The following is an 11,838-nucleotide window of genomic DNA, read 5'->3' as shown; positions in this document are numbered from 1 at the left end:
GGCGGCCCGCCAGTCGGTGAATATGGCGGAAAAACTGCCGGCCTGAAGGCGCAGCAGAGGCAGAATGGCAGGGAGAGGGAGTTATATGAGCGGGCGCAAATGGCTGACGAGCACCGATACGATCGAATTTGAAGTGCGCGATCGCTGCGCCCGCATCGCTCTTAACCGGCCTGACAAGCGCAACTCGCTCAGCCGCCACATGATCGCCGAGATCAACCTGGCGCTCAAGGAAGCGGATGACCGGACGGACGTCAATGTCATCCTGATCGAAGGGCGGGGCAAGGATTTTTGCGCCGGTTACGACCTGATGGGCGTCTATGGTGGCGGTGGCGACCCGGATTCCTACGAAGCCGGGCTCTACCGGACCAATGCCGGCACGATGGACGATGACAGCTGGCAATTGGAGCGGACGCAGGACAATCTCATGTTCGCCTTCGACGCGCACAAGCCTGTCGTGGCGAAGGTGCACGGCAATTGCCTGGCGGGCGGGACCGATCTGGCGCTGGGCTGCGACATCGTCGTTGCCGCCGACGACGCCAAGATCGGATTTCCCGCAACCCGCGCCAACGGCAATCCGCCCAATCACTGGTGGGTCTATCATTGCGGCCCGCAATGGGCGAAGCGGCTGTTGTTCACCGGCGATACCGTAACCGGCGACACCGCGGCAAAGCTGGGGCTGGTGCTTGACGCCGTGCCGGCCGATGAACTCGACGCCTATGTCGATCATCTTCTCCACCGCATTGGCCTGGTCGATTCAGAATTGCTGTCGACTCACAAGCGCACGGTCAATTTTGCGCTTGAGCTGGCCGGTGCGCGGACGCTCCAGCGGTTTTCGGCCGAACTGGACGCCCGCGCGCACCTCTCCCAAGGCCCTCGCCGCTCGCAGTTCAAGAAGGATATGGCAGAGCAGGGACTCAAGGCCGCGCTCAAGGGCCGCGATGGGGACTTTGGCGACAGCGTGGTAGAACTGCGCTCACGCGGGCGCTGAACCGGCCGGCTTATACGCCATGCGCCCCCGCGGTTCAGGCCGCGATCGGTCCGAATAATTGGTCCGCGAGCATCGCGCCATAGGCCTGGGAATCGCCAAAGCGCTTCTCCAGGGCCATCAGGTAGCGATAATGATGGCTGATGGCATATTCGTCGGTTACGCCATAGCCGCCATGTAGCTGGACGCCGGTGCGCCCTACCGACAGGCCCGCCTGGCCGATCGCCAGTCTGGCCGATGCGAGTGCGGCGGCGCGTTCGTCCCGGTCGCCGTCCATCCGCGAAAGCAGATGGTAGAGATTGGAGCGCGCATTGTGCGTCGTCACCAGCATGTCGGTCATCATATGCTGCAACGCTTGGAATTTGCCGATAGGCTGGCCAAATTGCTGACGAGTCTTGAGATAGTCGCTGCAAATGTCGAGGCAGGCCTCCATCGATCCGATCGCCGATGCCAGCGTGGCGACACTCGCGCGGGCGATCGCGTCTTCCAGCAAGGCCGCAACCCCGTCGCCCCTGCCGATCACCTGCCCGCCCGAAATCGGCGCATGATCGAAACGCAGGTCGGCCGCGCGGCTCCCGTCGATCAGTCTGTAATGATCCTGAATCAGTCCCTCGGCATCGGCCGGCACGAACAGAAGCGCCTGGCTTTGCTCACCGGGGATAGAGGCGGTGACGATATAGCCATCGGCTCCCTCGCCATCCTGCACCAGCAGCTTGGCGCCATTCAGGACGAAGCCATTTCCTTCCGCCTTTAAGGTCGTCGCACGCGGGGCAGGCCATTCGGCGCGGTCGCCCGGCTCGAGATTGGCGAAGGCCAGCCGGCCGTTCCCCGACATGATCTGCTCGATCCAATCCGCACGGCCTTCCCAGTCCGATCCCGCAAGCAGCGTCGAACATAGTATGGCGCTCGATATGAGCGGGTCGCTCGCCATGCCACGACCCAGTTCGATCATGAGCAGAGCGATGTCGGTGATGCTGCCGCCCAACCCGCCCGCATCTTCGGGCACGCAGAGCGCGAGCCAGCCCAGTTCGGCAGATTGCGACCAGAGATCCCGGTCAAAACCCTCGCCGCGCGCAATACGTTCGCGCCGCCGTTCCAGTGCGCCCAGTTCGCGGATCAGCCGCTCGGCGCTGTCGCAGATCATCGTCTGCTCGTCGGTAAGATCGAAATTCATGGCTATGCTTTCAAAGACCGAAGGCGATCTTGCCGAGGATGTTCTTCTGCACCTGCTCAGAACCACCATAGATAGTGGACGCGCGCGAGATGAGCGCGGCGCTGGTGCGGCCGGCGACATGGTGGGGCCAAAGCGGCGACGCGGGCTCATTCCAGTCCACCGGATCATAATAGCGCAGCGCGCGTGGTCCCAGCAGGTCCGCCTGCAATTCGGTGATTGCCTGCTGTAGTCGCGAACCGGTAATCTTCAGGGTGGATGCTGCCGCTGTCCCGCCATAGCGGTTGGGTTCGTCGGCCAGCACGCGCAACACCGACCATTCCAGCGCCGTCACTTGCGCATCGAGCGCCACCAGCCGCGCCCGCGTCTGCGGATCGTCGATCAGGCGCCGCCCACCCGCCGTTTCGGCCTGGGCGATCTCCTTGGCGCGTCGCAATTCGCGTTTGTTGAAATGGATGAAGGAACTGACCGTGCGTTCATGATCGAGCAATGCCTTGGCATAGGTCCAGCCCATGCCCGCCTCGCCCACCAGATTTTCGGCCGGCACCATCACATCGTCCAGGAATACTTCGCACAATTCGGCTTCGCCGTTGATCTGGCCGATCCGCCGCACGGTGATGCCCGGCGTTTCCATGTCGATCAACAAAAAGGATATGCCGCGCTGCGGCTTCACATTCATGTCGGTCTTGACGAGGAAAAATCCCCATTCGGATTCAAAGGCGGCGCTGGTCCATATCTTCTGGCCGTTAACGCGAAAATGATCGCCTTCGCGGATCGCCATGGTCTTGAGACTCACCAGGTCGGAGCCGGCGCCCGGCTCCGAAAAACCCTGGCACCACAGATAGTCGCCGCGCCGGATCGACGGCAGATAGCGCGCCTTCTGCGCATCGGACCCGAACATGTAGATGATCGGACCGATCATATGTGTGCTCTGCCAGTGAAATTCGGGTGCGTCGGCCTGATGCAGTTCCTCTTCGAAGATGAACTTTTTCAAGGGGCTCCAATCGGTGCCGCCATAAGCGGTTTCCCAATGCGGGACCGACCAGCCGCGTGCGTCCAATATCTGCATCCAGCGTTGCAGATCGTGCGTGTTGGACGCCAGCGTCCGCGTATCGCGCTGGCGCTGCTGAATGTCGGCGGGCAGGTTATCAGTCAGAAACTGCCGGATCTCTTCCCGGAACTGCTGGTCTTCCGCGCCAAAAGCCAAATCCATCTGTCATTCCCCATACCGCTGGCGCTCCTGCGCTACGGCACTCTCATATTGCGGTTTAGGCTGTATGCTAGGATAGCGAACATGGCCAGCGGAGTCGCGGCTCGCACGAATGCATCGCCCCAATGGAAAGGTCGCTTATGCCGTTTCTGATTCTGACGTTTGACAAGACCGGACATGCGCATGTCCGCGACGCGCACCGCGCCGACCATTATGCCCATCTGCGCGCCCATCAGGCGCAGCTCGTGGCCAGCGGCGGCCTTCGGGACGATGCCGACGAGCATTTCATCGGTGGAGCGATCATGCTTGATACCGACTCCCGCGAAGCCGCCGAGGAATTCGCCAACACCGACCCTTTTACGCGGGCGGGCCTGTTCGAGCGGGTCGAAATCATCCGCTGGCGCCCTGCTTTCCTGGGCGGCCAATCGGTGATCGCGCCCAGCTAACATATAAGCATGGCCAAAGAGCCTTGATCGACGTCCATAACTTCGCATAGTTGGCCCAGAATATAGCAAGCCCATCGGAGATGATATGGCCGTCGAAGTCCTGTTGCCCAAGCTCGGTTTCTCGATGACCGAAGGAACCCTGTCCGAATGGCTTGTCGCCGATGGCGGCGAAGCGGTTGAGGGTCAGCCGCTCTACACGCTGGAAAGCGATAAGTCGGCGCAGGAGGTGGAATCTCCGGCTTCGGGCACGTTGCGCGTGGTCAAGGCGATTGGCGAGACCTATGAAGTCGGCACGGTCCTCGCCATCATCGAATAAGGGGAAGGGCCGCGGGGCAATCGCCACCGCGGTCTCCTTATGGCGCATCTTCGCCCGCTTACCGGTACTTTGGCGCGACTGGATCAGCCAGGCGGCTTTGCTCTGGCGCGGCGGCGCAGCGCGGGATCTTCCTCCCGGTCCCACAACTCCGCGCGATTTTCGTTGCACCACTGGACCAATCTGAACTTCTCGACGCGCTGGTTGAGATTGCGCGGCAGCTCCGCCGTCAGGTGGACGAAGCGCGGGACCATATAGTCGGGCATCTTCTCGATGCAGAAGCGGATCAGGCCCGGTGCGTCGAGCGCAGCGGATGTGGTGACGATCGAGACGGCAACTTCGTCCTCGCTCAGTTCGGCGGCCAAAGGATAGGCGGCGACCTGCTCGACATCGGGATGCATGGCGACAAACTGCTCCACCTCAAAGGAGGAGATATTTTCGCCGCGCCGGCGGATCGCATCCTTCTTGCGACCGACATACCAGAAATAGCCGTCCGCATCGAGATAGCCGGAATCGCCGGTATGAAACCATTCGTTCCGCCGGGCTTCCAGCACGGCCTCGGGCTGTTTGTAATAGCCCATCGACGCGCGCCAGGGAAAGCGGCCGCGCAACAGGCATTCGCCAATGACGCCGGGCGCAACCGGCATGTCTTCCTCATCGACGATCAGCATCTCGTAAGAGGCGATCGGCTTGCCGGCCGAACCACGCTTTTCCGGCGGCGCGTCGATCGGCAGCTTGGTGCAGCTACTATGGTCCGACAGGCCATAGCCGGAGACCAGCTTCAGCCCGAACCGCTCCTCGAAACTCTGCCAGGTCGCGGGATAGGGACCAGCGCTGATGAGCCGCATCGGATTGTCGGCGTCGCCATCGGTAGGGGGCACCGATTCCAGAAAACCGACCATGGCGCCCAGCAGCGTGGTGAAGGTCGCGCCGGTCGCGCGCGCTTCGTCCCAGAAACGGCTGGCCGAAAAACGCGGCGCGATGGCGATCGTGCCACCCACCGCCATCATCATGAAAGCGCCCGAAAAAAGTCCGCTGGCATGGGACAGGGGCGTCACCGCGAAATAGGTGTCGCCTCCGCCCACATCGAGGTCCGATACCACGCCTTCATCCCACAGGAAGGTGCGCGACTGGTTGAACATCACCCCTTTCGACAAACCCGTCGTGCCCGAGGTGAAGAGAATGAAGGCGAGGTCGGAGTGGCGCGAGTCATTCTCGAACGGCGCGGCCGAACCGCTGCGCCATTCGGCCAGATCGAGCGTCCGGCGCACGCCGGGGACCGTCACGCTCTCGCCCCAGAGGATGACGGTATCCAGTTTCGGCACCTCGCCGGCAATTTCCGCGATCTGGCCGGCAAAAGGCGCGTCGGCGACGATCCAGCTGGCGTCGGAGAGATTGAGATAATGGGTCAGTTGGGGACCGCGCGCATTGACGTTGATCGGCACCCCTACCAGCCCGGCCTTGGCGAGCGCGATCATCGTCAGCAGCCCGGCGCTGCTATTTTCCATCATCACTGCGACATGCGTATCATCGCTAACACCATGGGACCGAAGCCAGTTGACGATCCGGTTGGTCGCCACGTCCGTTTCGGCATAGGTCATCGTCTCGCCACCGGTGGTACGAATATAGATTTTGTCGGGGCGCTCGCGCACCTGCTTGGCGAGAACCTTCGACATCGTGAGATCGCGTATGTCGTAATCGAGCCAGTGCGTGCCGGATATGCTGGTCATGAAATCGCCCTGCTTTAACTTTGATCGCGTTTCCATCCTGAAACGGGTCGCCGTACGCAAGGGGGCGGCACCTGCCTGACGCCTTTGACCGAGGAATTTCAGGCCGGCGGACCATACCTATCGCCGTGGCGGTATGTCGCCGCAGGTTCCAGCGGGATTTGAGGCGGAGCGTCCGGCAGCCTAGATAAGGGCAATCAACAAAGGATGTTCGTCCGAACGGCGAGGGATTGTCGCACGGGCCGGCGAGAGAGGATCGAGATGATCGACGATAAGGACGCAGTGGGGCAATCACCGGTGCGGGACGACTGGGTTCCCAAGGCGGCCTATCTCGATCCCGCCTTTGCCAAGCTGGAAGCCGACCGCATGTGGGCAAAGGTCTGGCAGATCGCCTGCCGCGAAGAGGAGCTGCCCAAGGTCGGCAGCTTCGTCACCGTCGATGTCGCCGAAGAATCCTTTCTGATCGTTCGGTCCGACGAGGGGCGGCTGCTCGCTTTCCACAATGTCTGTCAGCATCGCGGGCGGCGTCTGGTCGATGAAGTCGCGGGGCGCGCGCTCCAGTTCACCTGTGGCTTCCACGCCTGGCAATATAATCTGGACGGCACCAATCGCCGCGTGCCGGATCTGGAAGACTGGGGCGGCAAGCTCCACCTGTGCGATCTTGGCCTCAAGCCGCTGAAGCTCGACACCTGGGGCGGCTTCATCTTCGTCAACATGGATCTCGACGCCGCGCCGCTCTCGGAGTTTCTGGGCAAGGCTGGCGAAATGCTGGGTCCGTTCGAATTCGAACATATGCGTTACCGCTGGTACAAGAGCGCGCGCATGAACGTGAACTGGAAAGTGGCGATCGAGGCCTTTGATGAAGGCTATCATGTTCAGGGCACGCATCCCCAGGCGCTACAGATCATGGATGATCCCACTTTGTCGGTCGTCCATGGCCCTCATGCAATGTTTTACCAGCCCGCCATCCCCTCGCGCGGGGTCGGGCAGCCGTCCGCCCGCACCAATCTGCCGCCGACCGATGATGTCCGGCCTGGCCTCGTGCGCTATGTCGAGGAGTTCGAGGCTGACCTCAAGGGCCTGTTCTGTGACCGTCATCCGGCCGCGACGAAGCGGCTGATGACCGAAGTCGATCCGGGCGTCTCCTATTTCGAGGCGCTGGGCGCGATGGTCGGCTTCTGGCGCGACGCCGCGCTCGAGGCAGGCGCAGGCTGGCCGGCCAATCTGACGGCCGAGCATGTCGGCGCGGCAGGCACCGACTGGCACGTCTTTCCCAACTTCGTCACGCTCATGACCCCGGACTCGGCAATCTGCTACCGGGTGCGCCCAGACGGCGTGAACCCGGAATCCTGCTTCTTCGACATGTGGGCGTTGCAGCGCTACGCCCCCGGCGGAGAACCGCCGCTCGAACGCCAATTTTTCGACTATTGGCGCGACCATGATGATTGGGGCCAGGTCTACTGCCAGGATTTCGGCAATATGGAATCGGTCCAGAAGGGCATGAAGTCGCGCGGATTTGAAGGTTCGCGCACCAGCCCGAAGCAGGAATTGCCGATCAGCAACCTGCATCGGGCCATCTACGACTATCTCCAGGAATAGGATCAGGACTTGAACGCTCTCATTGGATCATGCTGGCGCGCGCCGGGGCGACCCGGAACGTGGTGCCGCATCGGTATGAACAGATAGGATCTGGGCTTTGTCCAGGGCGCTTCCTTCGATGGATCGCCGCATATCGCTGCCTGCAGGCAGCATAATCTGATTTTTTGGGAGAGGCGGTCATGACCCTTGCATCCGCATCGAATGACGCGATGAGTTCCGATCCTGTGGTGGACTTCAACGTCTACAATCCCGATCAAACGGGAATAGGCCATGACGAATCCTGGCTCGCTCTGCGCGACCAGTCGCCGGGCATCATCTGGACTACCGCCAATGGTGGCCACTGGATCGCTACGCGCGGCGATTTGATCCGTTCGATCTACGCCGACTATGAACATTTTTCCTCGCGCCAGTTGATGGTGCCAAAGCAGTTCGCGATATCGCAGTTGATCCCGGTCGGCGCTGACCCGCCCGACCACCTGCAATATCGTCACCTCGTCAACAAGATCTTTTCGCCGGCGGCGGTGAAGAAGCTGGGCGTTTTTATCCGCGCCTTCACGCGTGAACTGATCGACCGGATCGAACCGCGCGGCCAGTGCGACTTCTGGGAGGAATTCGCCAAGGAACTGCCGATCGCCGTCTTCTTCAAGCTGGCGAATTTTCCGATAGAGGATCGGGAAAAGCTGGTGACATTCATGGACATGCTGCTGCACCCGGAATCGCTGGCGGATCAGCAGGCGGCCTTTGCCGGCTGCGCTGAATATCTGGCGCCGCTTTTCGAGGAACGGCGCAAGAATCCGGGTGAAGACCTGCTGAGCGCGATTGCCGCGGGCGAAGTGTTCGGCCGTCCCGTCACCAATGACGAAGCGGTCAATATGGGAACCTCGTTCATCATCGGCGGACTGGACACGGTGCTGTCGCTCATGTCCTTCACGATGAACTATCTCGCCGGGGACGTCGCATTGCGACACCTGCTGCGCGACGAACCGGACCGGATACCCGACGCGGTCGAGGAATTCTGCCGGCGCTTCCCGATCGGCGTCAGCACGCGGCTGATCCGGGATGATTATGAACTCGACGGGGTACAGCTCAAGGGCGGCGACCTCATCACCTTGCCGCAGATACTCCATGCCTTCGATCCCGCGGAATATCCAGATCCGCTCAAGGTGGACATCGAACGGGCAACCGGGGGCTATTCCACTTTCGGACATGGCATTCATCGCTGCCCCGGCTCGTTTCTGGGCAAATATGAACTGCGCATATTGCTGGAGGAATGGCTGCCGCGCATCCCTGATTTCGAAGTCGAAGCCGGCTTCGAAGTCGTCATCACGCCGGGCATCACCTCCGCTATCCGTCATCTACCGCTTCGCTGGGCCGCGCGCCCGCAGGGGAATTAATCATGGGCACCATCACTTTCATCAGCCCCGACGGCGAAAGTCGCTCCATCCGCATCAAGCACGGCACCAGCATCATGGAAGCCGCGATCGCGGCCGATATCCCCGGCATCGAAGCGCAATGCTATGGCGCCGGCGTGTGCGGCACCTGCCACGTCTTTGCAGAACCGCCGATGCGGAGCGAACTGCCCGATCCGACGGAGTGGGAAACCGAAATGCTCTCAGGCGTGCCACTGGCCGGCGAAGGATCGCGCCTGTCCTGTCAGATTCCCTTCGAAGACCGGTTCGACGGCGCCGTCTTTCGCGTGCCCGAGCGGCAGGATGCGATAGGGTGAGGGAGGCCGCGATGACAGACATGCGCTTTGATGGGCGCGTCGCCCTCGTCACCGGCGCGGGAGCGGGCATGGGAAAGGTCCATGCCCTGTTCCTGGCCAGCCGCGGCGCCAAGGTGGTCGTCAGCGACGCCGGCACCGCGACCGATGGTACTGGCGCGGACAGCCATCTGGCACAGGAGGTTGTGGATGCGATCCGCGCGGCGGGTGGCGAAGCAACGCCCTGGATCGCCAATCTGATCGAAGATGAAGGCGCGCGCGGCGCCGTCCGCCACGCGGTGCAATCCTATGGCCGGCTCGACATCCTGATCCACAATGCGGGGATCGCGCTTAGCGGCCCCTATATGGAGGAAACGGCCGACCGCATGGACCGGCTGCTCGGGGTCAACACCCGGGCGGCTTGCCTCATGACACGCGAGGCCTGGCCGGTAATGGCGGGGCAGCAGCATGGCCGGATCGTCCTGATCGGCTCCACCGCCATGTATGGCATGGGTGGATCGACCCATTATTCGACGGCCAAAGCCTCCTATCTCGGCCTCACCCGCGCGCTGGCCGAAGAGGGGGGGGCCTTGGGCATCAAGGTCAATCTGGTCTGCCCTGCGGCGGCCACGCGGCTCGTCGACACGATGGATGAATCCCCCTTCAAACAGTGGATATTCGACACGCTGAAACCCGAATTGGTGACACCGATCGTCGCCTATCTCGGGCATGACAGTTGCGCCGTTACGGGGGAGGCCTTTTCGACGGCGGGCGGGCGCCTCGCAAAGATCGTGGTGGGTGAAACTCGTGGTATCGTCGACAGCGACCTGACGCTGGAAAAAATACCCGGCTTGCTGGGGCGTGTTCTCGATGAAGACCAGATCGACCTCAACCGGAACTTCAGCGAGTTCGCGCCCATCATGATGAACGCACTGGGCTATGCGGCGGAGACTGAAGAAGCCGCACCCGCCGACTAGGGCTGACAGGGAAGAAAAGCGATGACGAAATATACCATGATCGTGCTGACCAATGCCAAGGAGGGACAGGACGAGGCTTTCAACAACTGGTATACCAACCAGCATCTGTCCGATGTTCTGGCCATTCCCGGTTTCACATCGGCGCAGCGCTTCAAATTATGCGACAAGCCGAACGTTCCGCCGGCCAAATATCGCTATGGCGCGACCTACGAAATGGAATCGGATGATCCCGCTGCCGTCGTCGCCGACATGTTCGCGCGGCATGGCACGCCAACTCTACGGGCCTGCGACGCCATGGACGAAGACTCCTTCTTCGCGCTCTATGAAGCGATCACGCCGGTCGTGACCAAATAACACCCGCACAAAATACACAAGATCTAAGCAGGGAAGGGGACAGGCATTGAGCGACGTCGGAGCCGCATCGCCAAGCGGAGCGCCTAGCATCTATAGAGGCTGGCGCGTCCTGACGGGCGCCTTTCTGACGTCGCTCCTGTCCATCGGCGCCACGCATTACAGCTTCGGCCTCTATGTGGTGCCGGTGTCGCAGGAACTGCACCTCTCACGCGCCAACGCCAACAGCGGCATCATCATCCTCAGCATCGCCTCCGCCCTGATGGGGCCTTTTGTGGGGCGGATGCTGGACCGCTGGTCCGCGCGCAAACTCATGATCTGCGCGGGCCTGTTGATGCCGCTTGGCTACATCATCATCTCGCTGAGCCATGCTCCGTGGCTGATGGCGCTTGCGATCCTGCCAATCGCCTTCGCCAGCGATGCGACCGGCGGCATGGCCAGCCTGCGGCTCGCCACGCGCTGGTTCCAGCGAAGACGCGGCCGCGCCTTTGGGATCACGTCCGTCGCCGCCTCGGCGAGCGGACTGCTCATGGCTCCGATCATCGGGATGCTCATCGGCCATTATGGCTGGCGCACGGCGGTTGCCGTCACCGGGATCGGTGCGGGGGTTCTCATCGTCCTGTTGACCCTCGTGCTGGTCGTCTCGCGACCCCAAGAGGGGGAGATGGAGCGCGCGAACGAACTGGTGCCAGTCGCACCCGACTCTTCGGACGCCGTCGAATATCGCACCTGGACATTGAAGGCCGTCTTTTCCGAGCCCCTTTTCTGGGTAATCGCCTGCGGCACGGCGCTGATCCTGGCGTCGGACCGCGCGATCATGATTTCGATCGCGCCTTTCCTTTCGGACAAGGGCATCGGTGTGGAACAGGCCGGCTTCATGGTTTCCGTGCTCAGCGGCTCGGCCGTGCTGGGCAAGCTCGGCATCGGCTATTTCATGGAACGTTTCGACATTCGGGCGCTCTATATCCTAGTCGCGGGCTTGCACATTGTGCTGCTGCTGCTCTTCCTTTTCTATCCCGGCTACTGGGTAGTGTTCGCCGCGCTCGCCCTCATTGGCGTGGGCTTTGGTGGCATTATCCCGATCGTCCACATGCTCTATGCCTCGACCTTCGGCGGCACGTCCTATGGCACCGTTATGGGGGCGGCCGGCGTCATCATGAACATCTGGAGCATCGTGATGCTGCGCGGCATCGGCGAAGTCCATGACCGCACCGGTTCCTACAATCTTGCGTTCGAAATCCTGATCGGCGCCGTGCTGCTGTCCATCATCCTCATTCTGATCGGCAAGTCGTCACGCGCGAGATTACTGCCGCCTGCGATGGCGTTGTAAATATCTAAATAATTGATAAATAATATA

12 protein-coding genes are annotated in these 11,838 nt (G+C 61.7%); 9 read left to right on the top strand and 3 right to left on the bottom strand.

The features are described 5' to 3' along the window. Positions 1-85 precede the first annotated feature (85 nt). Complete coding sequence (locus tag C100_RS33395; protein WP_024019386.1) at positions 86-988, top strand: crotonase/enoyl-CoA hydratase family protein; 903 nt, start codon at positions 86-88, stop codon at positions 986-988. A 34-nt stretch (positions 989-1,022) separates the two neighbouring features. Here the strand turns inward: C100_RS33395 and C100_RS33390 are convergent, their stop codons facing one another. Together C100_RS33390 and C100_RS33385 are read right to left on the bottom strand one after the other, a co-directional pair. Continuing rightward, entirely contained in the window at positions 1,023-2,159 is a 1,137-nt protein-coding gene (locus C100_RS33390; RefSeq protein ID WP_024019385.1) for an acyl-CoA dehydrogenase family protein, read from the bottom strand. Between the two features lie 10 nt (positions 2,160-2,169). Next, positions 2,170-3,369 carry an acyl-CoA dehydrogenase family protein gene (locus tag C100_RS33385; RefSeq protein ID WP_024019384.1) on the bottom strand — a complete coding sequence of 400 codons (1,200 nt, stop codon included), beginning with the start codon at positions 3,367-3,369 and terminating at the stop codon, positions 2,170-2,172. A 137-nt stretch (positions 3,370-3,506) separates the two neighbouring features. Here C100_RS33385 and C100_RS33380 point away from each other — a divergent pair, with 137 nt between their 5' ends. Together C100_RS33380 and C100_RS33375 are read left to right on the top strand one after the other, a co-directional pair. After that, positions 3,507-3,812, top strand: coding sequence for a YciI family protein (locus tag C100_RS33380; RefSeq protein ID WP_024019383.1), 306 nt, complete (start codon positions 3,507-3,509; stop codon positions 3,810-3,812). A gap of 85 nt (positions 3,813-3,897) precedes the next feature. Next, entirely contained in the window at positions 3,898-4,128 is a 231-nt protein-coding gene (locus tag C100_RS33375; RefSeq protein ID WP_024019382.1) for a biotin/lipoyl-containing protein, read from the top strand. Between the two features lie 83 nt (positions 4,129-4,211). Here the strand turns inward: C100_RS33375 and C100_RS33370 are convergent, their stop codons facing one another. Continuing rightward, positions 4,212-5,855, bottom strand: coding sequence for an AMP-binding protein (locus tag C100_RS33370; protein WP_052028253.1), 1,644 nt, complete (start codon positions 5,853-5,855; stop codon positions 4,212-4,214). A gap of 258 nt (positions 5,856-6,113) precedes the next feature. On the opposite strand from C100_RS33370, the gene C100_RS33365 reads away from it, so the two are divergent. From C100_RS33365 to C100_RS33345, 6 genes are all read left to right on the top strand, one after another. Beyond that, positions 6,114-7,451 carry an aromatic ring-hydroxylating oxygenase subunit alpha gene (locus C100_RS33365; RefSeq protein ID WP_024019380.1) on the top strand — a complete coding sequence of 446 codons (1,338 nt, stop codon included), beginning with the start codon at positions 6,114-6,116 and terminating at the stop codon, positions 7,449-7,451. 179 nt (positions 7,452-7,630) lie between these two features. Beyond that, positions 7,631-8,845: a cytochrome P450 gene (locus C100_RS33360; protein WP_024019379.1), complete on the top strand. Its 1,215-nt coding sequence runs from the start codon at positions 7,631-7,633 to the stop codon at positions 8,843-8,845. A 2-nt stretch (positions 8,846-8,847) separates the two neighbouring features. After that, a complete protein-coding gene (locus tag C100_RS33355; RefSeq protein ID WP_024019378.1) occupies positions 8,848-9,177 on the top strand; it encodes a 2Fe-2S iron-sulfur cluster-binding protein in 330 nt (109 codons plus the stop codon). An 11-nt stretch (positions 9,178-9,188) separates the two neighbouring features. After that, entirely contained in the window at positions 9,189-10,130 is a 942-nt protein-coding gene (locus C100_RS33350; protein WP_024019377.1) for an SDR family NAD(P)-dependent oxidoreductase, read from the top strand. Positions 10,131-10,151: 21 nt separating this feature from the next. Then, positions 10,152-10,484, top strand: coding sequence for a DUF4286 family protein (locus C100_RS0124475; RefSeq protein ID WP_024019376.1), 333 nt, complete (start codon positions 10,152-10,154; stop codon positions 10,482-10,484). Between the two features lie 46 nt (positions 10,485-10,530). Then, the gene (locus C100_RS33345) at positions 10,531-11,811 is read left to right on the top strand and encodes an MFS transporter (RefSeq protein WP_024019375.1); all 1,281 of its coding nucleotides are present in this window, start codon (positions 10,531-10,533) and stop codon (positions 11,809-11,811) included. The last annotated feature ends 27 nt before the right edge of the window (positions 11,812-11,838 follow it).

This window comes from Sphingobium sp. C100, assembly GCF_000508185.1.
In the GTDB taxonomy this organism is placed as follows: Bacteria; Pseudomonadota; Alphaproteobacteria; order Sphingomonadales; family Sphingomonadaceae; genus Sphingobium.
The sequence above is the reverse complement of the archived record's forward strand: the minus strand, read 5'-3'. Positions and strand labels throughout refer to the sequence as shown.

Coding starts and splice junctions, on each gene's coding strand:
- C100_RS33390 (WP_024019385.1), bottom strand. CDS start 2,159: ATGAATTTCGATCTTACCGACGAGCAGACGATGATCTGCGACAGCGCC.
- C100_RS33360 (WP_024019379.1), top strand. CDS start 7,631: ATGACCCTTGCATCCGCATCGAATGACGCGATGAGTTCCGATCCTGTG.
- C100_RS33365 (WP_024019380.1), top strand. CDS start 6,114: ATGATCGACGATAAGGACGCAGTGGGGCAATCACCGGTGCGGGACGAC.
- C100_RS33380 (WP_024019383.1), top strand. CDS start 3,507: ATGCCGTTTCTGATTCTGACGTTTGACAAGACCGGACATGCGCATGTC.
- C100_RS33370 (WP_052028253.1), bottom strand. CDS start 5,855: ATGACCAGCATATCCGGCACGCACTGGCTCGATTACGACATACGCGAT.
- C100_RS0124475 (WP_024019376.1), top strand. CDS start 10,152: ATGACGAAATATACCATGATCGTGCTGACCAATGCCAAGGAGGGACAG.
- C100_RS33355 (WP_024019378.1), top strand. CDS start 8,848: ATGGGCACCATCACTTTCATCAGCCCCGACGGCGAAAGTCGCTCCATC.
- C100_RS33375 (WP_024019382.1), top strand. CDS start 3,898: ATGGCCGTCGAAGTCCTGTTGCCCAAGCTCGGTTTCTCGATGACCGAA.
- C100_RS33385 (WP_024019384.1), bottom strand. CDS start 3,369: ATGGATTTGGCTTTTGGCGCGGAAGACCAGCAGTTCCGGGAAGAGATC.
- C100_RS33350 (WP_024019377.1), top strand. CDS start 9,189: ATGACAGACATGCGCTTTGATGGGCGCGTCGCCCTCGTCACCGGCGCG.
- C100_RS33395 (WP_024019386.1), top strand. CDS start 86: ATGAGCGGGCGCAAATGGCTGACGAGCACCGATACGATCGAATTTGAA.